Annotated in this window: 19 protein-coding genes; 3 read left to right on the top strand and 16 right to left on the bottom strand. The window is 74.7% G+C overall.

Going from position 1 to position 21849, the window contains the following annotated elements; genetic code table 11:
- Positions 1–36: 36 nt before the first annotated feature.
- A complete protein-coding gene (locus tag ACWF41_RS11865; RefSeq protein ID WP_380318338.1) occupies positions 37–1404 on the bottom strand; it encodes an MFS transporter in 1368 nt (455 codons plus the stop codon).
- 83 nt (positions 1405–1487) lie between these two features.
- Between ACWF41_RS11865 and ACWF41_RS11860 the strand changes: the two genes are divergently transcribed.
- The gene (locus ACWF41_RS11860; RefSeq protein WP_380318335.1) at positions 1488–2036 is read left to right on the top strand and encodes an NUDIX domain-containing protein; all 549 of its coding nucleotides are present in this window, start codon (positions 1488–1490) and stop codon (positions 2034–2036) included.
- Between the two features lie 49 nt (positions 2037–2085).
- On the opposite strand, the gene ACWF41_RS11855 is transcribed toward ACWF41_RS11860, so the two are convergent.
- On the bottom strand, positions 2086–3531 hold the full coding sequence (locus ACWF41_RS11855; protein ID WP_380318408.1) for an NAD(P)H-quinone dehydrogenase: 1446 nt from the start codon (positions 3529–3531) through the stop codon (positions 2086–2088).
- 134 nt (positions 3532–3665) lie between these two features.
- Between ACWF41_RS11855 and ACWF41_RS11850 the strand changes: the two genes are divergently transcribed.
- Together ACWF41_RS11850 and ACWF41_RS11845 are read left to right on the top strand one after the other, a co-directional pair.
- The gene (locus ACWF41_RS11850; protein WP_380318332.1) at positions 3666–4517 is read left to right on the top strand and encodes a purine-nucleoside phosphorylase; all 852 of its coding nucleotides are present in this window, start codon (positions 3666–3668) and stop codon (positions 4515–4517) included.
- A gap of 37 nt (positions 4518–4554) precedes the next feature.
- Positions 4555–6405: a phospho-sugar mutase gene (locus ACWF41_RS11845; protein WP_380318329.1), complete on the top strand. Its 1851-nt coding sequence runs from the start codon at positions 4555–4557 to the stop codon at positions 6403–6405.
- On the opposite strand, the gene ACWF41_RS11840 is transcribed toward ACWF41_RS11845, so the two are convergent.
- From ACWF41_RS11840 to ACWF41_RS11775, 14 genes are all read right to left on the bottom strand, one after another.
- The gene (locus tag ACWF41_RS11840) at positions 6383–7294 is read right to left on the bottom strand and encodes a siderophore-interacting protein (RefSeq protein WP_380346739.1); all 912 of its coding nucleotides are present in this window, start codon (positions 7292–7294) and stop codon (positions 6383–6385) included. The genes ACWF41_RS11845 and ACWF41_RS11840 overlap by 23 nt on opposite strands.
- A 16-nt stretch (positions 7295–7310) precedes the next feature.
- Positions 7311–9134, bottom strand: a complete 1824-nt coding sequence (locus tag ACWF41_RS11835; protein ID WP_380323896.1) for an oleate hydratase — start codon at positions 9132–9134, stop codon at positions 7311–7313.
- Between the two features lie 121 nt (positions 9135–9255).
- A complete protein-coding gene (locus ACWF41_RS11830; RefSeq protein WP_380323893.1) occupies positions 9256–10800 on the bottom strand; it encodes a hypothetical protein in 1545 nt (514 codons plus the stop codon).
- Positions 10801–10804: 4 nt separating this feature from the next.
- Positions 10805–11455, bottom strand: coding sequence for an ABC transporter ATP-binding protein (locus ACWF41_RS11825; RefSeq protein ID WP_380323890.1), 651 nt, complete (start codon positions 11453–11455; stop codon positions 10805–10807).
- Between the two features lie 11 nt (positions 11456–11466).
- Positions 11467–12186, bottom strand: a complete 720-nt coding sequence (gene deoC / locus ACWF41_RS11820) for a deoxyribose-phosphate aldolase (protein ID WP_380323887.1) — start codon at positions 12184–12186, stop codon at positions 11467–11469.
- Positions 12183–13298, bottom strand: a complete 1116-nt coding sequence (locus ACWF41_RS11815) for an adenosine deaminase (protein ID WP_380323884.1) — start codon at positions 13296–13298, stop codon at positions 12183–12185. The genes deoC and ACWF41_RS11815 overlap by 4 nt, the downstream gene beginning before the upstream one ends.
- Positions 13299–13317: 19 nt before the next feature.
- Positions 13318–13551, bottom strand: coding sequence for a hypothetical protein (locus ACWF41_RS11810; protein WP_380323881.1), 234 nt, complete (start codon positions 13549–13551; stop codon positions 13318–13320).
- Positions 13552–13634: 83 nt separating this feature from the next.
- Positions 13635–14468, bottom strand: a complete 834-nt coding sequence (locus ACWF41_RS11805) for a hypothetical protein (protein WP_380323879.1) — start codon at positions 14466–14468, stop codon at positions 13635–13637.
- Positions 14469–14481: 13 nt separating this feature from the next.
- Positions 14482–15792 (bottom strand): thymidine phosphorylase, encoded by a 1311-nt coding sequence (locus ACWF41_RS11800; protein WP_380323875.1) that lies wholly within the window; start codon positions 15790–15792, stop codon positions 14482–14484.
- A 2-nt stretch (positions 15793–15794) separates the two neighbouring features.
- A complete protein-coding gene (locus ACWF41_RS11795; RefSeq protein ID WP_380323872.1) occupies positions 15795–16250 on the bottom strand; it encodes a cytidine deaminase in 456 nt (151 codons plus the stop codon).
- Positions 16251–16252: 2 nt separating this feature from the next.
- The gene (locus ACWF41_RS11790; RefSeq protein WP_380323869.1) at positions 16253–17551 is read right to left on the bottom strand and encodes an ABC transporter permease; all 1299 of its coding nucleotides are present in this window, start codon (positions 17549–17551) and stop codon (positions 16253–16255) included.
- Positions 17548–18876 carry an ABC transporter permease gene (locus tag ACWF41_RS11785; protein WP_380323902.1) on the bottom strand — a complete coding sequence of 443 codons (1329 nt, stop codon included), beginning with the start codon at positions 18874–18876 and terminating at the stop codon, positions 17548–17550. Before ACWF41_RS11785 ends, ACWF41_RS11790 begins: the two co-directional genes overlap by 4 nt.
- 98 nt (positions 18877–18974) lie before the next feature.
- A complete protein-coding gene (locus ACWF41_RS11780) occupies positions 18975–20519 on the bottom strand; it encodes an ABC transporter ATP-binding protein (protein WP_380323866.1) in 1545 nt (514 codons plus the stop codon).
- A gap of 177 nt (positions 20520–20696) precedes the next feature.
- The gene (locus tag ACWF41_RS11775; protein WP_380317964.1) at positions 20697–21794 is read right to left on the bottom strand and encodes a BMP family lipoprotein; all 1098 of its coding nucleotides are present in this window, start codon (positions 21792–21794) and stop codon (positions 20697–20699) included.
- Between the last annotated feature and the right edge of the window lie 55 nt (positions 21795–21849).

Raw genomic sequence — 21849 nt, 5'->3', positions numbered from 1 at the left:
GGCGCGGTCAGGCGTGACGGGCGCGTCGACCCAGGCTCAGGTGGTGGCGGGCTCCTCGTCGGCGTCCGCGGTCGCAGGGCGCGCGATGGCGGCGAGCGACCGGCGCGCGGACGGCACGGACAGGACGGCGAGGACGAAGGCGACGAGCAGCGCTCCGGCGACGACGAGCAGCACCTGCACGGAGTACCGGTCGGCGAGCGGGCCGAAGACGACCATGCTCAGCGGCATGGCGACGGTCATGACGATGCCGACGAAGCCGAAGACGCGGCCTTGCATCTCAGGGGCGACGGTCTCCTGGAGGATGGCCATGCTCGGGGCCGACATCAGAGTGAACGACACCCCGATCAGCAGCCCGAGCGCGAAGAACACCCACATGTTCGTGGAGAGCCCGAGCCCCGTCGTGAACACGCCCGCCGCGAAGGTGGTGCCGACGATCAGCGCCACCCGGTTCGTGACGCGAGTGCCGACCAGCGCCATCGCGAGCCCGCCGGCCAGCATGCCCGCCGCCCAGAACACCTCGTTCGTGGTGAGCTTCCAGACCTCGTCGCCGAAGGTGCGGGTCACCATGAGCGGCGTGAGGTACGACGGCGCGCCGATCAGCACCATCGTGGTGGCGAAGATCGTCATGAGCCACCGCACCGCCGCGTGGCCGCGGATGTAGCGCACCCCGGCCACCAGGTCGCCGAAGTAGGTAGGCCGCTCCCCCGCGGCACCGGCACCGCCCTCCGTGCCCGCGGTCCCAGCGGCGTCGTGCCGCACCAGCCGCGGCACCCGCACGAGCAGCAGCATCCCCACGCCCAGCAACGCGGTGACGACGTCCACGAAGAACACCGCGACGATGTCGAAGCTCGCGTAGATGGCGGCGGCCAGCACCGGGGCGAGCAGCATCATCCCGGACTGGATGGACTGGTTGATCCCGTTGATGCGGATGAGCTGGGCGGTCGGCACGATCTGCGGCACCATCGCGTTCACCGCGGGCGTCTGGATGCCGGCGAACGTGGAGCGCACCGCCAGCGCCACGTAGATGATCCACAGGTCGTCGACACCGGACAGCATGAGCAGCGCGAGACCCAGCGTGATGGTCGCGATCGCGCTGTCCGCGCCGATGATGAGCAGCTTGCGCGAGTGCCGGTCGGCCCACACGCCACCGAAGATCGACATGAACGCCTGCGGCAGCATGCCGAACACGATGCTGAGCATCAGCACCGACCCCGACCGGGTGACGATCGTCAGGTGCCACATCACGGCGAACTGCACGAGCATCGACCCGAGCAGCGAGACGGTCTGGCCGGTGAGGAAGATCGCGACGTTGCGCTTCCAGCCGGGCATCTCGCCCTCGGGCCCGGTCAGGGGCACGGCCGGGAGCGCGGTCTCGGGCGCGGTGGTCACCTGGTCGTCGTCCATGGGTGCAGATGACGGTCCGCGGGAGCTGAAGTCATCGGTGCCGGCGTCGCTCACCCGGCAATCGTCGCCTGTAGCCTGGCCGCGTGCCCAGCCCATTCCCTCCGCGCGAGACGCTCCACCGGCACCCCGGGGACGGCTGGGTGACCTGCGGCGACCACCGGCACTGGGGCCTGCACGGTGCCGCGGGGCTGCTGCTCGCCCGCCGCGCGACCGCTGGCCGCGCGACCGACCAAGGGACCGGCGCCGGTCCTGTCACCGACGTCGTGCTGCAGCACCGCGCACCGTGGTCGGACCAGGGCGGCACCTGGGGCGTGCCCGGCGGCGCGCTGGCGCCGGACGAGACCCCCGTCGACGGCGCCCTGCGCGAGAGCCTCGAGGAGGCGGCCGTGCCGCCCCGCGCCGTGCACGTGCTGGGCACGCACGTCCTCGACCACGGACCGTGGGCCTACACGACCGTCCTCGCGGACGTCGTGCCCGGGGCCGACGTCGCGCCGTCCGCCGCCGACCCGGAGAGCCTCGAGGTGCGGTGGGTGGCCGTCGACGACGTCGCGGCCCTCCCCCTGCTGCCCGCGTTCGCCGTGGCCTGGCCGACGCTGCGCGCCCGGCTGGACGCGGCCGGTCTCGGCCGATGACGCGCGGCCCAGGCCTGTGACGAGCGACGTCAGCCGCTGAGTCGCGGGCTCAGTCGACGGCCTGCGGGCCGGACTGGCCGTGCAGTACGCGCGCGGCCTCCGCGATCGAGCCCGACAGCGACGGGTAGACGGTGAACGCGTCCGCGACGTCGTCGACGGTGAGCCGGTGCGCGACGGCGAGGGTGATCGGGAAGATCAGCTCGCTGGCCCGGGGGGCCACGACGACGCCGCCGAGCACGACCCCGGCGTCGGGGTGCGCGAAGAGCTTCACGAAGCCGTCGCGCATCCCGAGCATCTTGGCGCGCGGGTTGCGCGCCAGCGGGAGCGTGGTGGTGACGTAACGGTGCCCCCGCTCGCGCAGCGCCTGCTCGCTGAGGCCGACGGTCGCGATCTCCGGGCCGGTGAAGATGTTGGCGGCGACGCGGCCGAGCTTGAGCGGCGCGACCGCGTCGCCCAGGGCGTGCGACATCGCGATGCGCCCCTGCATGGCGGCCACGGAGGCCAGCGGCAGGACGCCCGTGCAGTCGCCCGCGGCGTACACGCCGGGCACGGAGGTGCGCGAGACGCGGTCCACCTCGACGTGCCCGCTCGCGGACAGTCGCACGCCGGCCTCCTCGAGGCCGAGGCCCCCGGTCGACGGCACGGCGCCGACGGCGATGAGGACGTGGGAGCCTTCCACGACGCGGCCGTCGGACAGGGTGACGGCGACGCCGTCGGCGGTGCGCTCGGCGGACGCGGCGCGCGAACGGGACATGACGGTCATGCCGCGGGAGCGGAAGACGCCCTCGAGCAGCTCGGCGGCGTCCATGTCCTCGCCGGGCAGCACGCGGTCGCGCGAGGAGACCAGCACCACCTGGGAGCCGAGCGTCTGGTACGCGCCGGCGAACTCCGCGCCGGTGACGCCCGAGCCCACGACGATCAGCTTCTCGGGCAGCTCGGTGAGCCGGTACAGCTGCGTCCACGTGAGGATCCGCTCGCCGTCGGGGACGGCGGTCGGCAGCGTGCGGGGCGTGGCGCCCACGGCGAGCAGCACGGTGTCAGCGTCGAGGGACGTCGTCTCCCCCGCCGCGCCGTCGACCACGACGCGCGACGGCCCGTCGAGCCGACCGGTCCCGGCCACGATGTCGACCCCCTCGCGCTCCAGGCGCGCGTGGATGTCCCGCGACTGGGCGTCGGCGAGCGCGAGCACGCGGGCGTTGACGGCCTTGAGGTCGACGAGGTCGCGCCGCTCGCCGGCGGGCGCCTCGCCACGGACGCCGAGCTCGGGGCCCTGCTCCGCGGTGGTGAACCACTCGGCGGTCGCGATGAGGGTCTTGGACGGAACCACGTCGGTGAGGACCGCGGCGCCGCCGAGGCCCTGGCGCTCGACGACGGTGACGCGGGCACCGAGCCGGCGGGCCACGAGGGCGGCCTCGTAGCCGCCCGGGCCGCCGCCGACCACGACGACGTGCGGGGCGCGGGGGTCGGTCTCGGGGATGCCGGGGGTGGGGGCGATCGAGGAGGCCGGGGTGTCCGGGGCGGTGTCCGGGGAAGGGGTGTTCACGGAGGGCACGGGGGCCATTGTGTCAGGCCGCCGAGGGGCCCGCGCCGACGCGGCGCGGGGACCCCGCCCGGACTACCCTCGGGACCATGAGCACCACGAGCCGCAGCGTCGGGGACCTCGACGACCCGACCACCGACCCGTTCGACGTCGCCCGCGCGGCGGCCGACCACATCGCCGAGGTGACGGGGGTGCCCGGCCACGACGTGGCGCTGGTGCTCGGCTCCGGCTGGGGCGGCGCCGCCGAGCTGCTCGGCGACGTCGTGGCCGAGATCCCGACGCACGAGATTCCGGGCTTCTCCCGCCCCGCCGTCGTCGGGCACGCGGCCACCACCCGCTCCGTGCGGGTCGAGCGCCCCGACGGCGCCGTGCGCCACGCGCTGGTCATCGGCGGCCGCACCCACCTGTACGAGGGCAAGGGCGTGCGCCGCGTCGCGCACGGCGTGCGCACGGCCGCCGCCGCCGGCTGCGAGACGGTCGTCCTCACCAACGGGTGCGGCGGCCTGCACATGGCGTGGCGGCCGGGCCAGCCGGTGCTGATCCGCGACCACATCAACCTCACGGGCACGTCGCCGCTCGAGGGCGCGACGTTCGTCGACCTCACCGACCTGTACTCCCCGCGGCTGCGGGAGATCGCCCGCACCGTGGACCCCGAGCTGCCCGAGGGCGTGTACGCCCAGTTCCACGGCCCGCACTACGAGACCCCGGCCGAGGTGAAGATGGCCGGGCTGATGGGCGCCGACCTCGTCGGCATGTCCACGACGCTGGAGGCCATCGCCGCGCGGCACGCCGGCCTGGAGGTGCTCGGCGTCTCGCTCGTGACGAACCTCGCCGCGGGCATCAGCCCGCAGCCGTTGTCGCACGAGGAGGTGCTGGAGGCCGGCCAGGCCGCCGGCCCGCGCATCAGCGAGCTGCTCGCCCGCATCGTCACGGCCCTGTGACGCCCCGCGAAGAGACCCGCGAAGAGAGAGGTCAGCGATGAGCCTGGACACCGACGACCCGGCCTTCGAGCCTGCCGCGCGGTCCACCGACCTGTCCACGCTGCTCGACCAGGTGGAGCGCTGGATCCGGTACGACGTCGACGACGACGACAAGGCCGAGCTGTCCCGCCTTGCCGAGCAGACGTCGTCGCCGCGCGCGAGCACGCGCGAGCACGCGGTGAACCTGCTGCGCGACCGTTTCGCCGGCAGCCTGCAGTTCGGCACGGCGGGCCTGCGCGGCGCGATGGCGCCGGGCCCGAACCGCATGAACCGCGCGGTCGTGACGGCGGCCGCGGCCGGCCTCGGCTCCTACCTCGCGGCGCAGCTGGGGCCGGGCGTGGCCCCGCGTGTGGTCGTCGGGTACGACGCGCGCGAGCGCTCGTCGACGTTCGCGACCGACACGGCCGCCGTCCTCACCGCGGCCGGCGCCGAGGTGCTGCTGCTGCCGTCGGCGCTGCCCACCCCGGTGCTCGCCTTCGCCGTCCGCCACCTGGACGCCGACGCGGGCGTCATGGTCACCGCGAGCCACAACCCCGCGCGGGACAACGGCTACAAGGTCTACCTGGGCGGCCGCGTCGTGACCGACGCCGGCCAGGGCGCGCAGATCGTGCCGCCGCACGACGCGGGCATCGCCGAGCGCATCGCCGCCGCCGGGCCCGCGTCGGGGGTGCCGCGAGTCGAGTCGGGCTGGACCGTCCTCGGGCGCGACGTCGTCGACGCGTACGTCGCGTCGGTGCACGCGCTCGCCGAGCGGGCCGGCACGTCCACCGGTCCGGCGGAGCGGGCCGCGCTGCGCGTCGTCACGACGTCGCTGCACGGCGTCGGCGGCAGGGTCCTGGCCCGGGTGCTCGCCGACGCGGGCTTCACCCACGTGCAGCCCGTCGAGGAGCAGCTGCACCCCGACCCCGCCTTCCCCACGGTCCGGTTCCCGAACCCCGAGGAGCCCGGCGCCATCGACATGGCCGTCGCGCTCGCCGAGGCGCACGCCGACGTGGTCATCGCGAACGACCCCGACGCGGACCGGTGCGCGGTGGCCGTCTACGACCCGAGCCACGGCACCCACCAGGGCGCCGAGACGGCCCGCTCGCACGGCTGGCGGATGCTGCACGGCGACGAGGTGGGCGCCCTGCTCGGGCGCGAGGCGGTGCGCCGCATCGCGCGGGGCGACGTCGCCCCGCCGGACGGCCCGGACGGCGCCGGCCCGGTCGTCGCCTGCTCGGTGGTGTCCTCCCGCGTGCTGTCCTCGATCGCCGTGCGGTACGGCGTCGGGCACGCGACCACGCTCACCGGGTTCAAGTGGATCTCGCGGACCCCGGGCCTCGTCTTCGGGTACGAGGAGGCGCTGGGCTACTGCGTGGACCCGGCGCAGGTGCGCGACAAGGACGGGCTCAGCACCGCGGTCCTGGTGGCACTGCTCGCCGCGCGCGAGAAGGCCGCGGGGCGCACCCTCGTCGACGCGCTCGACGACGTCGCCCGCGAGAACGGGCTGTTCGTCACCGACCAGCTGTCCGTCCGTTTCGACGACCTGTCGAAGATCCCCGAGACGATGGCGCGGCTGCGCTCGGCGCCGCCCCGCACCCTCGCCGGGGCCGGCGTGGCGCAGGTCCTCGACCTCGGCGACGGCATCGACGGGCTGCCGCCCACCGACGGCATCGTGCTGCTCGGCGCGGACGACACCCGCGTCGTCGTGCGGCCCAGCGGCACCGAGCCGAAGGTGAAGTGCTACCTCGAGGTGGTCGAGCCGGTCGCGTCGGACGCGTCCGCGATCGACATCGGCCGGATGCGGGTCGCGGCGCACAAGAAGCTCGACCGGATCAAGGCGGACCTCAGGACCGCGCTGGGTCTGTGAGCCCCGCGTCGTCCGTGAGCTTCGCGTCGTCGGTGAGCCCCGCGCCGTCGGTGAGCTCCGCGTCGTCGCGCTCGATGGCGGCGGCCCAGTCGCGCTTGCTCGCGCGCCAGCCCTCGTCGTCGCTTCCGCGGCGCCAGTAGCCCGAGGCCGACAGCAGCTCGCGCGGCACGCCGAGCTGCGTGCGCACCCAGCGACGCAGGTCGCGCACGCACCCGGCCTCGCCGTGCAGGAAGACGTGCGGGGCGCCGGCGGGGAACTCCCCGGCGGCGGCCCGCACCGCGTCGGCGAGGCCGTCGCCCGCATCGCGGTGCACCCACGTCACGGTGAGGTCCGCGGCCGACTCGAGCGGCTGCTCGTCCTGCGGCCCCGGCACCTCGACGACGGCGTGCGCGACGGCGCCGGCCGGCAGGGACTCCACCGCGGCCGCGATCGCGGGCAGCGCGGAGTCGTCGCCCACCAGCAGGTGCCACGGCGCCGCGGGGTCCGGGGCGTACGCGCCGCCCGGGCCCAGGAACGTGACCGGCTCCCCCGGCCGCACGCGCGTGGCCCACGGGCCGCCCACGCCCTCGTCGCCGTGCACCACGAGGTCGAGGTCCCACTCGGTGTCCCCCGACGTCGAGCCCGACGTCGAGGCCGACCCGTCTCGGACCGCGCGCACCGTGTACGCGCGCACCAGCGGGCGCCCGTCGGCCAGCTCGCCGAGCACCAGCTTCACGTAGCTGTCCGTGTGCGCCGTCGGGTCCAGCGAGGCGAGCTCGGGGCCCGTGAGCGTGACCCGCACCAGGTGCGGCGAGAGCCGGCGCACGGCCGAGACGGTCGCGTGCCGCGGGGTGCGCTTGCGGGCGGGAGGAGCGGGGGTGCCAGCGGAGGTCTCAGCCGTGTCGGTCATCACCAGCAATCATGACTCACTCGACGGCGTCGTCCTGCCGCTCGCGGCGCGTGGTGGCGCCCCGCTCGGGGATGAGCCCGAAGTCCGTGAGCAGCTCGCCGATCTGCGTGCCGTCCAGGCGCCGCAGCAGCCGCTCGCGCAGGAACCTGGGCCCCGGCAGGTCCACCTCCTCGCCGTCGCGCAGCCGGCTCGTGGCCTTGAGCAGCGTCCGCACGTCGTAGGTGGAGCCGAACACCTCGGGCACGCCGCGCTCGATGTCGAGCAGGCGGTAGGCGGCCTCCATGCCCGTGCGCACCGAGTACTCGGTGGTGAAGATGCAGTCCCGGCTGGTCTCCGCGAACTGGCCGATGAACGCGAAGTTCACCGCGCCCTCGGGCACGACGTCCGGCCGGTCGCCCGCGTGCCGGGGCATGAAGAACGACGTCACGTACGGCATCATCACCGGCACCGTCCGGGCTCCTGTGGCCGCGAGCTCGTCGATCTGGTCGACGGGGACGCCCAGGTGGTAGAGCCACTCGCGGGTGATCTCCTCGCCCGTGCACTCCTGCATGGGCTTCGTCACGTAGTCGCCCGGGCGGTCGACGAACAGCGAGTACACCCACACCACGACCTGGTCGGCGGGCTGCTGCTTGAAGTGGGGCTGCCGGTTGACCGTCCAGCTCATCAGCCAGCTGGAGTCCTTCACGGTGACGATGCCGCCGGTCACGACCTTGCCGCTGAACGGGTCGCGCTTGCAGATGCGCTGGATGTGCTCCGGGATGCGCGGGTCGAGCGTCGTGACGGTGGCCGACTCCCACTTCGTGTGCGGGATGTCGCCGCCGAAGACGTCGGGGTGCCCGAACGAGGGGTCCTTCGCCGCGATCCGGCGCCACAGGTCCCACGCGGGGGCGGGGCCGGTGTCGAGGCGGGCCGGGGTCTGGTGGTCGCCGTTGTCGGAGTTCTCCGTGAGGGAGCCGATGGTGGCCAGCACCAGGTCGTCCTCGCCGAGGTCGACGCCCCCGGCCTCGCCGTCGGACACCCAGTGGATGCGCGTCGCGACCTTGCGGCTCGCGCCGTCGGCGCCGGGCGTGACCGCGTAGTCGATGTCCGTGACCTCGGTGGAGAAGCGGAACGTCACGCCCTGGTCGAGCAGCCACCGGTACAGCGGCAGCACCAGCGACTCGTACTGGTTGTACTTGGTGAACTTCAGCGCCGAGAAGTCGGGCAGGCCGCCGATGTGGTGCACGAAGCGGTGGATGTACAGCTTCATCTCCAGCGCGCTGTGCCACTCCTCGAACGCGAACATCGTGCGCCAGTACAGCCAGAAGTTGCTCTCGAGGAACTCGCGGCCGAAGACCTCGTCGATCCGCTTGCCCTCCATCTCCTCGCGCGAGGCGAGGAAGACGCTCACGATGTCCTTCTGCGCCTTCTCCGACAGCGCGAACAGGCCGTCGGTGTGCGCGTCCTGGCCGCGGTCCACGGTGGCGCGCTGCAGGGAGAAGTTCGGGTCGTCCTTGTTGAGCCAGTAGAACTCGTCGAGCACCGACGCGCCCTCGACCTCGATCGACGGCACCGACCGGAACAGGTCCCACAGGCACTCGAAGTGGTCCTCCATCTCGCGCCCGCCGCGGATCACGAAGCCCTTCTCGGGCTCCTTGATCCCGTCGAGCGCACCGCCGGGCAGGCGCAGCCGCTCCAGGATGGTGATGCGCTCCCCCGCGAGCTGCCCGTCGCGGATCATGAACGCCGCCGCCGCCATGGACGCGAGGCCGGCACCGACCAACCACGCCGTCTTGCCGTCCACACCGGCCGGCTTGCGCGGTCGGGCGAAGGCCTCGTAGTTGCCGTTGCTGTAGTACACGGGCGGTCCCTCCGGTCGGCGCGACGGCCCGGGTCGCGGGCCCTGGGTCGAGCCTCTGCCGAAACGTCGCGGGCCGCGACCGGGACGGGGCGGGACGGGGCGGGGCGGGGAGCGGGACGCCTCAGGCGCGCGCGAACCGCCGCACTGCGGCCGCGACGAGGCCCGCGGCGAGGGCCACCACCGCCACCGAGGCCGGGCCCGGGGAGCCCGCGGCGCCGGCCCGGTGCAGCAGCCAGCCCGCGGCGGCCACCACGAGCCACCCCCGCAGGTACCAGGCGCCGAGCACGAGCATCGACATGTCGCCGTTCGGCGTCATCATCGGCGTGAACAGACCCGGCGGCGCAGCGGTCGCGCCCGCCACCCAGATGCGGACCCCGAGCGCGGCCACGACGACGGCGAGGACGACGACGGCGCCGGTTCCCGCCGCCCCGGCGCCCCCGGCGAGCGCCCCGACCGCCGTCCCGAGGACGGCGGCCAGCAGGCCCAGGGCCCCCGGCACCGCCGCGTGACCGGCGACGGCGGCCGTCGTCGACCCTGGCAGGAGGGCACCCGGCCGGGGCTGGGCGGCGTAGGCATGCAGGCCGTCGGCCCACGTCCGGGAGGCGGCGTAGAGCGCCGCCGCCCCGACCACGGTGACGAGCGCCGGGCCGCCGTCCGCCCCGAGCTGCACGAGCAGCGCGCCCGCGCACCCCGCCACGAGGGAGACGGCGAACGCCGCGGGGCGCCGGCGCAGCCCCAGCAGGTCGCGCGCCACCAGCGGCGCGCGGGCCAGCAGCCACCGCGGGAGCGTGGCCGCTCGTCCCGCGTACGCGCGCGGGCCGAGCACGTCCCCCACGGCGCCGGACTCGCCCCCCACGAGCCCCCGCGCGGCCGTCACCGTCCTGGCCTGCCCCGCGGCCGCACGGTCCATGTCGATGCCGTCGGGCAGCACGCGGAGCACGAGCACGGCGCCCCCCACACCCAGAAGTCCTGCCACGACGACGGCCACCGCACCGGACGCCCCCGGCAGGACCGCGCTCGCACTCGCCCCCGCCGCCCCGGCGCCGCCCGCACCGAGGACCAGCAGGGCCGCGGTCGTCGTGGTCGCCGCCGACCGCACGCGGCCGGGCACCTGCGCGGCCACGCCGACGGCCAGGGGCACCTGCGCGAGCAGCGCGGCGACGGCCCCCGCGAGCACGGTGCCGGACGCGACGGCGCCCTGGGCCACGGCGCTGCCGAGGAACGCCCCGACGGCGGCCGCGCCCGCCACGAGCCACGCCGCGCGCCGTCGCAGCACGTCGTGCGGCGCGAACTGGCCGCCCAGGGCGAAGGTCGCCTCCGCCGGGGTGGTCCACAGCGGCCCGCCGGCACGCGCCGACGCGAGCCCTGCGGTGCACAGCACGCCCAGCCCGAGGACGCACCCCGCGGCCGCCGCCAGGGTCCCCGAGGCCCCGGCGGGCCAGGACAGCGCCGCCGCGGCCTGCACCAGCGCGGACCACAGGATCGGCCCGTACACCAGCGCGAGGAGCACCACGCCGTACCCGAGGTAGACCCGGTCGTGCGGGTCCCCGCCGTTCTCGGCAGCCCGCACGACGACGGCCCGGCGGCGCAGCGACGCCACCCAGCGGCGCCAGCGGCGGTACGGCACGCGGGAGCCGTCGTCCACGTGCCCGGCGACGACGCTCACCGGGTCACCGGGGCCCCGGCGCCGCGAGCTCCACCTCGCGGCCCCGGCGCGCGAGGTCCGCGCGCAGGTCCGGGTCGTGGGTCGCGACGAGCAGCGCGCGGCCGGCGTCGAGCGCCCCCGCGACGAGGCGGCGGGCGACGGCGCGCCAGCGGGCGTCGAGCCGCTGCTCCGGCTCGTCGAGCAGCACGAGGCGGGCGGGCCGGTACAGCGTCGTCGCGAGGGCGAACATCTGCCCCTCGCCCGAGGACAGCTCGCCGGGGAGCTGGTCGCGCACCCGGTCGAGCTCGGCGGCGGCCAGCGCGGCCTCGACGTCCGGGCCGGGGTGCCGGCCCGCCCACGCCGACGCCACGAGGCGCAGGTGCTCCGCGACCGTGAGGTCCGGGTAGGCGGACAGGCCGCCGAGCAGCACCGCCACGTCCTCCCGGCGGCGCAGCCGCGCCTGCCCGGCGGGCAGACCGAGCACGCGCACCCGCCCGGTCGTCGGCTCGTCCTTGCCGGCGACGAGACGCAGCAGCGTCGACTTGCCGCTGCCGTTGGGCCCGACGACGGCCGCCGCCTCCCCCGGGCCGAGGGTCAGGGTCGTCGGCCCGAGCACCTGCACGGTGCCGTGGGTGCGGGTCGCGTCGCAGACCTCGACGAGCGGCCCGGCGTCCACCCCGCGCCCGCTCAGTAGCCGCTGCCGCCGGCGGCCGGGGCCTCGCCGGAGAAGCCCGCGAGCACGCCCGCGGTCCCCGACAGCCCGAGCCGCGTGGCGCCGGCGCCGATCATGGCGAGCGCGTCGTCCAGCGTGCGGATCCCGCCGGAGGCCTTCACGCCCAGGGCGTCGCCCACGGTGTCCGCCATGAGGGCCACGGCGTGCACGGACGCGCCGCCGGCGGGGTGGAACCCGGTGGACGTCTTGACGAAGTCCGCCCCGGCGTCCTTCGCCGCCCGGCAGGCGGCGACGATCTCGCCGTCGGTCAGCGCGGCCGCCTCGATGATGACCTTGAGCAGGTGCTCGGCGGGCACGGCGGCCCGCACGGCGGCGATGTCGGCGCGGACGGCGTCGAACGCGCCCTCCTTGGCGGCGCCGACGTCGATCACCATGTCGACCTCGTCGGCCCCGTCGGCCACGGCGCGGGCGGCCTCGGCCGCCTTCACCGCGCTGACGTGCTTGCCCGACGGGAATCCGCAGACCGTCGCCACGGCGATGCGGCCCGCCGCGACGCGGGCGGCGTGCGCGACAAACGTCGGCGAGATGCAGACCGAGAAGACGCCGAGGTGGGCGCCCTCCTCGACCAGCGCCGTGACGTCCGCCGTCGTCGCCTCGGGCTTGAGCAGCGTGTGGTCCACGAACTGGGCGAGGGCCGCCGCGTCGGTGGGGACGGTACGGGCTGCGTCGCTCATCGCTGCGCTCCTTCGGCCTGCTGGTAGCCCGGCAGGATGACGTCGTCGACGAGCGCACGGCGCTCGTCGTGGTGCATGAAGGCGCTCCACGCGGCGGTCAGGGTGACGTCGGCCAGGTCGTCGATGGTCCAGCCGGCCTCGGTGACCAGGCGCGTCATCTCGTTGCTCATCGACGTGCGCGACATGAGGCGGTTGTCGGTGTTGAGCGTGACCGCGAAGTCCAGCTCCTTGAGGCGCGTGATGGGGTGGTCGGCCACCGACGTCGCCGTCGTCGCCGCGGTCTGCAGGTTGGAGACCGGGCAGACCTCGAGCGTGATCTGGTGGTCGCGCACCCAGTGGGCCAGGCGGCCCAGCTCGGCGCGCCGCTCGCCGTCGTCGTCGAAGCCCTCGTGGAAGGTGATGTCCTCCACGATTCGCACGCCGTGGCCGATCCGGTCGGCCTGGCCCAGGTGCACCGCCTCGGCGATCGACGCCGGGCCGGCCGCCTCGCCGGCGTGGATCGTGGTCGGGAAGTCCTGCTGCGCGAGGTAGCGCCAGATGTCGACGTGGCGCGACGGCGGGAACCCGTCCTCCGGGCCGGCGATGTCGAACCCGACCACGCCGCGGTCGCGGTAGGCGACGGCGAGCTCGGCGATCTCCTGCCACCGGTCGGTGTGCCGCATGGCCGTGACGAGCTGGCCCACGCGGATGATCTGCCCGCGCGCGGCGGCCTCGCGGATGCCCTCGTCGATGCCCGCCTGCACGGCCTCGACCGTCTCGGGGAGGCTCAGCCCGCGGGCCAGGTGCTGCTCCGGGGCCCAGCGCTGCTCGGTGTACACGACGCCGTCCGCGGCCAGGTCCAGCACCGCCTCGCGCGCGACCCGCGCCAGGGCGTCGGGCGTCTGCATGACGGCGATCGTGTGGTCGAACGTCTCGAGGTACCGCACCAGGGACCCCGAGTCCGCGGCCTCGACGAACCACGTGCCGAGCGACGCGGCGTCCGACGCCGGGAGCTCGTGGCCCACCTCGGCGGCGAGCTCGAGGACGGTCTGCGGTCGCAGGCCCCCGTCGAGATGGTCGTGCAGGAGCACCTTGGGCAGGGCGGGGATCAGGTCGACGAGCGCTTGCGTCATGGGGCCAACCTACCGGCCGTCAGGCGCCGGCGGCGGCGTCGGGATCGTCGAGCCCCGGCACCTCCTGGCTCTGCTCCACGACGTCCGCCTCCGCGGCCTCGTCGTCGAGGTCCGGGCGGGCGTGCCGGGGCCGGTACTCCTCGGGCGCGGGAGGCTCCTGCTCGGCGGTCTCGGCGTCCTCGACCAGGCTGGTCGTCTCCTCCGTGCCCTCCACGCCGGCGTCCTGCCGGGCGTCCTCCGGGACGGTGCTCATGGAGCTCCTCCTTCGCTCGACGGCGGTGCGCCCACCCATCGTGACCCGCCCCCCGGCGGCGCGCCAGAGGAGCCCGGCTGTGCTCAGCCGCGCGCGTCGCGGGGCAGCAGCGCCCAGACCACGTGGGGCCAGCCGCCCAGCGCGGCCTCCCTCACGGGGCCGGTCGCGTCCGCGCGACGGCCTCCTCCCGCCGCCTCCAGCTCGGCCCGCGGCACGGCGTGCAGACGCCCGGCGGACGGCTCGTACAGCGTCGCGAGGCCGCCACGGACGGCGGTGAGCAGGACGACGTGCCGCGGCACCGCCGTCGCCGCGCCGCGGGCGAGGTCGCCGCCCGTGTAGAGCGGGACGGGCACGCCGGCGGCCGCGGCGGCCACGGCCGAGGCGAGGACGCCGGGGGCGGTGCGGCCGCCCACCACGCGGTGCGTGTAGCGCACGCGGCCGTACCGGGCGACGCGCGCCGCGCCCCACGGCGGAGTGCCGAGCGCCTGCGGCCACACGGGCAGGCCGCGCACGCCGTGGGTGGTCTCCCGGTGCAGGGCGCGCTGCTGGGACGCGAACGCCGCCGCGGTGCCCTCCGGCCATCGGCTCAGCTCGAGCGCACGGCGCGGGTCGCCAGCGAGGCGCAGCATCGCGAGCACCGCCGGGCCGCAGCTGCGCTCGTCGACCTGTCGCGCGGGCGCCAGCACGCCCTCGGGCCCCGGCAGCACGAGGGCGCGCGGACGACCCGGGGCGGGCGGGGGCGCGTCGCGGCCCAGCGGGTCGAGCACCCACGCCCGCGCCGCGGGCGGCAGGGCCGCCAGCGCGGGTGCGAGGTCGTCCGGCACGTCCGGCCGGGCGAACCTCCCCGCGGGCGGCGGCGCCGGCGGCGGGCCCGCGAACGCGCCCACCGCGGCGAGGAGGTCCGTCAGGCGACGCATCCCTGCCGTCGGCTCAGCCGATCCGGTCCAGGACGAGCGCCGACGGCGACCCCACGGCCGCCACGTCGTCGACCGCCCACTGCCCGTCGAGGGCGGCCAGCGCGCGGTCGAAGCGCTCGGGGGTGTCGGTGTGCAGCGTGAGCACCGGCTGGCCGGCCTCGACGCTCTCGCCCGGGCGGGCGTGGATCTCGACGCCGGCACCCGCCTGGACCGGGTCCTCCCGGCGCGAGCGTCCCGCGCCGAGCCGCCACGCGGCCAGGCCGACGGCGTAGGCGTCGAGGCGCGACACGACCCCGGCGCGGTCGGCGACCACGTCCCGGCGGTGCGCCGCGACCGGCAGGGGTGCGTCCGGGTCGCCGCCCTGCGCGGCGATCATGCGGCGCCAGACGTCCTTGGCGCGCCCGTCGGCCAGCGCCGCCCGCACCTCGGCCTGGGGCACGGGGCGGCCCGCCCCGGCGAGCATCTCGACCGCCAGCGCCACCGTGAGGTCGACGACGTCGGCCGGGCCGCCGCCGTCGAGCACCTCGACCGACTCGCGGACCTCGAGCGCGTTGCCCGCGGTGCGCCCGAGCGGCACCTGCATGTCGGTGAGCAGCGCGACCGTCCGCACGCCGGCGTCCGTGCCGAGGTCGACCATCGTGCGGGCGAGCTCGCGGGCGGCGGCCAGGTCCTTCATGAAGGCGCCGGAGCCCACCTTGACGTCGAGCACGAGCGCGCCCGTGCCCTCCGCGATCTTCTTGCTCATGATCGAGCTCGCGATGAGCGGCACCGACTCGACGGTGCCGGTCACGTCGCGCAACGCGTAGAGCTTCTTGTCCGCCGGGGCCAGCCCCGCCCCCGCCGCGCAGACCACCGCGCCGACGTCCTCGAGCTGGTCCATCAGCTCGGCGGTGCTCAGCGACGCGCGCCAGCCCGGGATCGCCTCCAGCTTGTCCAGAGTCCCCCCGGTGTGGCCCAGCCCGCGGCCCGAGAGCTGCGGCACCGCCACGCCGAACGACGCCACGAGGGGCGCGAGCGGCAGCGTGATCTTGTCGCCCACGCCGCCGGTGGAGTGCTTGTCCGCCGTGGGCCGCGACAGGCCGGAGAAGTCCATCCGCTCGCCGGAGGCGATCATCGCGCCGGTCCAGCGCGCCACCTCCGGCCGGGTCATGCCCCTCAGCAGGATCGCCATCGCGAGGGCCGACATCTGCTCCTCGGCGACCGCGCCGCGGGTGTACGCGTCCACGACCCAGTCGATCTGCGCGGCCTCGAGCGTCCCCCCGTCGCGCTTCGCCCGGATGACGTCGACGGCGTCGAACGGCTCGTTCCCCGGCGTGGTGGTCATGCTCAGCTGCCCTCTCGTTCGCTGGTGCGCGGCCGGTCCAGGTCGGCCGCGCCGAACGCGTCCGGCAGCACCTCGGTCATCGGCACGACGCCGCGCGCGGTCTCCACGAGCAGCGCCGGCCCGCCGTGCTCCCACAGCAGCTGGCGGCAGCGCCCGCACGGCATGAGCAGCTCGCCCGCGCCGTCCACGCACGTGAACGCGACCAGGCGGCCGCCCCCGCCCGTGACGAGGGCGGACACGAGCGAGCACTCCGCGCAGAGCGTCACCCCGTAGGCGGCGTTCTCCACGTTGCAGCCCACCACCACCCGGCCGTCGTCGACCAGCGCCGCGGCGCCCACCGGGAACGCCGAGTAGGGCGCGTACGCGCGGCCGACGACGTCGCGCGCCGCGGCGCGCAGGGCGTCCCAGTCGACCGGGGGCCCGGGCACGGCGGGCTCGGACGGTGCGGGCTCGGGCACGGCTACTCCTTGGTGTAGGGGGTGCCCGACGCCGCGGGCGCACGGGACTTGCCGACCAGGCCGGCCACGGCCAGCAGGGTCACCACGTACGGGAGCATCAGCATGAACTGGCTGGGCACGGGCGAGCCGACCACGGACAGCACGTTCTGCAGGTTCGTCGCGAACCCGAACAGCAGGCCCGCGAGGGCCGCCCGCAGCGGGTCCCACTTGCCGAAGATCACCGCGGCGAGGGCGATGAAGCCCGCACCCGCCGTCATCTCGCGGCCGAACTGGTTGATCGACACCACCGTGTAGAACGCGCCGCCGAGGCCGACCACGGCGCCGCCGATGAGGACGGCGCGGTAGCGGGTGCGCAGCACGTCGATGCCGACCGTGTCCGCCGCCTTCGGGTGCTCGCCCACCGCGCGGACGCGCAGCCCCCAGCGGGTGCGGAACAGGGCGTACCAGACCGCGGCGACCGCCACGAACATCAGGTACACGACGATGGTCTGGTTGAACAGCACCGGCCCGATGATCGGGATGCGCTCGAGCAGCGGGATTGGCAGGCGCTCGAAGCGGGTGGTCGAGTTGAGGGTCTCGGCGTTGGGGACCAGCACCTCGGAGTAGAAGAAGCTCGTCAGGCCGATCACCAGCACGTTGAGCACCACGCCGACGATCACCTGGTTCACCTTGTAGGTGATGGTGAAGACGCCCAGCACGAGCGCCACCAGCGCGCTCGCGACGACCGCGGCGACCAGGCCCGCCCAGGGGCTGTTCGTCAGCGACCCGACGATCGCGGCGACGAACGCCCCCGCGAGCAGCTGGCCCTCGATGGCGATGTTCACGACGCCCGCGCGCTCGCCCACGACGCCGCCGAGGGCGCCGTACACGAGCGGCACCGCGAGGCCGACGGCGCCGCCCAGCAGGCCGACGACCGACAGGTCGCGCGGGCTGCCCGCGGCGGCCCAGGCGAGGAAGCCCACGAGCAGCGCGGCCGCGAAGACCGCGATCGCCCAGGCGGGCACCCGGCGCCCGGACCGCGTGCGGACGATGGCGAACAGCAGCACGAGCACCCCGATCGCCCCGCACACCCACGCCGTCGCCATCGCCGGCACGACGATCGTGGACAGGACGACGAAGTCGGTGCTGGTCGACAGCGCGAACCGGGCCGAGCCCTCGTGCGGCGCGAGCAGCAGGAGCAGCGCGTACAGCGCGAGGACCACCGTGAGGCCGACGACGGCCTTCCACGACACCCTCGCCACGACGCGCGGGGCGGGCTCGGTGGCGGTGGGACCCGCAGCGTCGACGGTCGTGGCGGTCATGCCCGTCCCTCCTCGGTGGCGGCGGCCGCGGCGCGGCGGCGGTCGCGGCGGCTTTCGCGCCCGCGGGGTGTGCGGTCGGGCTGCGGCAGGCGGAAGATCGCGCGCACCAGCGGGGGCGCCGCGATGAACAGCACGATCAGGGACTGCACGACGAGCACGATCTCGATGGGGATGCCCTGCGCGGCCTGCATCGCCGAGCCGCCGGCCTTGAAGCCGCCGAACAGGATGCCGGCGCCGAGCACGCCCCACGGCGACGACCCGCCGAGCAGCGCGACCGTGATCGCGTCGAAGCCGATGCCCGCGTCGATGTCGACGCTGAAGCCGGTGGTCACGCTGCCCAGCACCTGCTGGACGCCCGCGAGCCCGACCAGGCCACCGGCGACGAGCATGACGAGCACCGTGGTGCGCGAGACGTCGATGCCCGCGACCCGCGCCGCCTTGGGGTTCTCCCCCACGGCGCGGAACGCGAAGCCGGCGCTGGACCGGTTGAGCAGCCACCAGACGCCGACGACGGCGAGCAGCGAGAGCACGAAGCCCCAGTGCAGGTTGTACGACGGCCCGAGCAGCGGCGGCAGCACGGCCGAGTCCTGCATCGGCGGCGTCTTCGGGTTCGCGGAGCCCGGGGCCTGCATGAGCCCCGGCGTCGCGAGGAAGTACGACAGCAGGTAGAACGCCACGTAGTTGAGCATGATCGTGACGATCACCTCGTGGGCGCCCGTGCGTGCCTTGAGCAGGCCGGCGATCCCGGCCCACAGGGCGCCGGCCGCGACGCCGGCCACGAGGCACAGCAGCATGTGCCACGGGAACGGCAGCCCGGTGACGCCGAAGCCGATCCAGCCGGCGGCGGTCGCGGCCATGAGCATCTGCCCCTGGCCACCGATGTTGAACAGGCCCGCGCGGAAGGCGAGCGCGACGCCAAGGCCGGCCGCGATGAGCGGCGTGGCGTTCGTGAGCGTCTGCGTGAGCGGCCGGATGCCCTGCGCGAAAGAGTCCGCGCCGAAGTTGTAGACCGCGCCCTGGAACAGCGCGGAGTACGCGCCGCCCACGGCCTGCCCGATCGCGGCGAGCGTGTCGCTCGGTCGGGAGAAGAAGTACGGCGCCGCGGCGAGCACGGCCTCGTCGGTCACGACGATGAGGATCGAGCCGGCGATCACGGCCAGGACGATGGCGCCGAGCGCCACGGCCCAGCCGCCGGACGTCGCGCGGCGCATCGCGTCGCGCCACCGGTCGCCCGACTCCTCGACCGCGGGGGCCGCGACACGCGCGACCTCCTGCTCGAGCTCCTCCGCGAGGCCCGGCTCCGCCTCCGCGTCGACCTGCTCGATCGCCTCGCCCAGCGGCGAGCCGGGGTCGACGTCCGGCACGGGGTCATGTGCCGGGTCCTTCGCCGGACCGTCGGCCCGGTCCTGGGGCGACTCGCCGCTCACGCCGCGTCTCCTTCGTTCTCGGGACCCGTCGGCGACGCGTCCTCGGGCGCGATTCCGGCCATCATGAGGCCGAGCACGTCGCGCGGGGTCGTCGCGGGGACGATGCCGACCACCCGCCCGCGGTACATGACCATGATCCGGTCGGCGAGGGCGACGGCCTCGTCGAGCTCGGTGGACACCACGACCACGGGGATGCCCGTGTCTCTCGTCTCGACGATCCGCTTGTGGATGAACTCGATCGACCCGACGTCGACGCCGCGGGTCGGCTGCGCCGCCACGAACAGGCTCAGCTCGCGCGAGAGCTCGCGCGCCAGGACGACCTTCTGCTGGTTACCGCCCGACAGGCGGCCCACCCGGGTCTCGATGCCCTGCGTGCGCACGTCGAACTCCGCGACCTTCTCGCGGGCGAACTCGTCGCGGAGGGCGAGCTGCAGCGCGCCGCGGCGCACGAACGGCGGTCCGTCGGTGCGGTCGAGCACAAGGTTCTCGGCGATGGTGAACTCGCCCACCAGGCCGTCCTCGTTGCGGTCCTCGGGGACGAAGCCCACGCCCGCGTCCAGGATGCGGCGCACGGACCGGCCCACGAGCTCCGTGCCGTCCAGCCGCACGCTTCCGGTGACCCCGGGCTGCAGGCCGACGAGCGCCTCGGTGAGCTCGGTCTGCCCGTTGCCCTGCACGCCGGCCACGACGAGCACCTCGCCGCCGCGGACGGTGAAGCTCACGTCGTCCACCAGCACCACGCCGTCGGCGCCCTCGACCCGCAGGTCGGTGACCTCGAGCGCGTGCTCGGTCGGGCGCGGGGCGTCCTTGCGCACCGTCAGCTCGACGGCGCGGCCCACCATGAGGGACGCCAGCTCGCCGTCGGTCGCTGTGGGGCTGGCCTCGCCGACGACCTTGCCGTGGCGGACCACGGTGATGCGGTCGGCGACGGCGCGCACCTCGCGCAGCTTGTGCGTGATGAAGACGATCGCGGCGCCCTCGTCGCGCAGCTGGCGCATGATCGCCATCAGCTCGTCGGTCTCCTGCGGCGTCAGCACCGCGGTCGGCTCGTCGAAGACCAGCACGTCCGCGTCGCGCGACAGCGCCTTGATGATCTCGACCCGCTGCTGCACGCCCACGGGGAGGTCCTCGACGACCGCGTCGGGGTCGACGTGGAAGCCGAACCGGCCCGCGATCTCCTCGACCCGGCTGCGCGCGCTGTCCAGGTCGAGCACGCCGCCGGCCCGCGTCGACTCGTGCCCGAGCATGACGTTCTCGGCCACCGTGAACACGGGGACGAGCATGAAGTGCTGGTGCACCATGCCGATGCCGGCGGCCATCGCGTCGCCCGGGCCGTCGAACGCCTGGACCTCGTCGTCCAGCAGGATCTCGCCCTCGTCGGCCTGGTAGAGGCCGTACAGCACGTTCATCAGGGTGGACTTGCCGGCGCCGTTCTCGCCCAGCAAGCAGTGGATCTCGCCCGGCTGCACCACCAGGTCGATGTGGTCGTTCGCCACGAGCGCGCCGAAGCGCTTCGTGATGCCTCGCAGCTCGAGCCTCATGCTCTGCCTTCCGTCCGTCGAGGGATCCGTCGAGGGGTCGTCAGGGGCCGGGATCGACGTACCGTCGTCAGCCTCTCACCGGGGCGACGTCGCCGCCGCCCCGCATACGTCGTGCGCGGGCCCCGGGGTGTTCCGCGGGGCCCGCGCACGAGCGTCATCGGTAGGTCGAGCGGTCGGTCACTCCTGGCCGGAGAGGTACGACTTGACCGTCACGTCGCCGTCGATGATCTTCTGCTGCAGGTCCTTGACCTCGTCCATGAGGGCCGGGTCGACCTTGTCCTCGAAGTTGTGCAGCGGGGCGATGCCCACGCCTTCGTTCTCGAGGGTGCCGATGTACGGCGTCGCGTCGAACTCGCCCTTGCCGGCGGCCGTGACCGCCTCCTCGGTGGACAGGTCCATCGCCTTGAGGACCGACGTGAGCACGTAGTCCTGCGTCGACGGGTCGGACTCGAAGAGGTCCGCGTCTGCGCCGATGAGCGCGATGTCCTTGCCCGAGTCCTGGATCGCGGCGATCGCGGACTGGTAGATCGGCCCGCCCACCGGCAGGAGCACGTCGACGCCCTGGTCGATGATGTTCTGCGCCGTGGTCTTCGCGGTCTCGTTGGCCTCGAAGCCGCCCGTGAACGAGCCCTCCTCGCCGCCCGAGTAGCCCACGACCTCGACCTTCTTGCCCTTGGTCTCGTTGTAGTACTCGACGCCCTGCTTGAAACCGTCCATGAAGATGGTCACGGTCGGGTACGGCTGGCCGCCGAAGGTGCCCACCTTGCCCGTCTGCGAGTAGCCCGCGGACAGGTAGCCGGCGAGGAACGCGGCCTGCGCCGTGTCGTACAGCAGCGGCTTGATGTTCTCGGCGTCCGTCTTGCCGTCGAAGTCCGCGTCCGCCGCGTCGTCGATGATGATGTACTCGGTCTCGGGGTTCGCCTTCGCCGACTCGATCGTCGCGGCCGACAACGCGAAGCCGACCGACACGATCGGGCTGCAGTTCTGACCGACGAGCGACTCGACGTTCGGCTTGAAGTCGCTCTCCGACTGGGACTGGACGGACGTGAGCTTCACGCCGAACTCGTCCGCCGCCGCGGTCGCCCCCTCGAAGCTGAGCTGGTTGAAGCTCTTGTCGTCGAACCCACCCTGGTCCGAGACGATGCACGGCTTGAAGCCCTCCACCGCGGTCGCGGCGCTGCTACCGCCGCCGGACTCCTCGGGGGCCTCCGCACAGGCCGCCAGCGCGAGCGCGGCGACGCCGGCGAGGGCGGTGAGCTGGATCGCTCTCTTCACCTGTCGCTCCTGTCGATCGATCGTCGGGCCAGGATCGTCCGGCCCGTCACCGAGG

This window comes from Isoptericola sp. NPDC055063 (assembly GCF_053608125.1).
This window is presented reverse-complemented; position numbering and strand designations above follow the sequence as displayed.

Coding starts and splice junctions, on each gene's coding strand:
- ACWF41_RS11810 (WP_380323881.1), bottom strand. CDS start 13,551: ATGAGCACCGTCCCGGAGGACGCCCGGCAGGACGCCGGCGTGGAGGGC.
- ACWF41_RS11865 (WP_380318338.1), bottom strand. CDS start 1,404: ATGGACGACGACCAGGTGACCACCGCGCCCGAGACCGCGCTCCCGGCC.
- deoC (WP_380323887.1), bottom strand. CDS start 12,186: ATGAGCGACGCAGCCCGTACCGTCCCCACCGACGCGGCGGCCCTCGCC.
- ACWF41_RS11805 (WP_380323879.1), bottom strand. CDS start 14,468: ATGCGTCGCCTGACGGACCTCCTCGCCGCGGTGGGCGCGTTCGCGGGC.
- ACWF41_RS11780 (WP_380323866.1), bottom strand. CDS start 20,519: ATGAGGCTCGAGCTGCGAGGCATCACGAAGCGCTTCGGCGCGCTCGTG.
- ACWF41_RS11790 (WP_380323869.1), bottom strand. CDS start 17,551: ATGACCGCCACGACCGTCGACGCTGCGGGTCCCACCGCCACCGAGCCC.
- ACWF41_RS11850 (WP_380318332.1), top strand. CDS start 3,666: ATGAGCACCACGAGCCGCAGCGTCGGGGACCTCGACGACCCGACCACC.
- ACWF41_RS11800 (WP_380323875.1), bottom strand. CDS start 15,792: ATGACCACCACGCCGGGGAACGAGCCGTTCGACGCCGTCGACGTCATC.
- ACWF41_RS11815 (WP_380323884.1), bottom strand. CDS start 13,298: ATGACGCAAGCGCTCGTCGACCTGATCCCCGCCCTGCCCAAGGTGCTC.
- ACWF41_RS11845 (WP_380318329.1), top strand. CDS start 4,555: ATGAGCCTGGACACCGACGACCCGGCCTTCGAGCCTGCCGCGCGGTCC.
- ACWF41_RS11840 (WP_380346739.1), bottom strand. CDS start 7,294: ATGACCGACACGGCTGAGACCTCCGCTGGCACCCCCGCTCCTCCCGCC.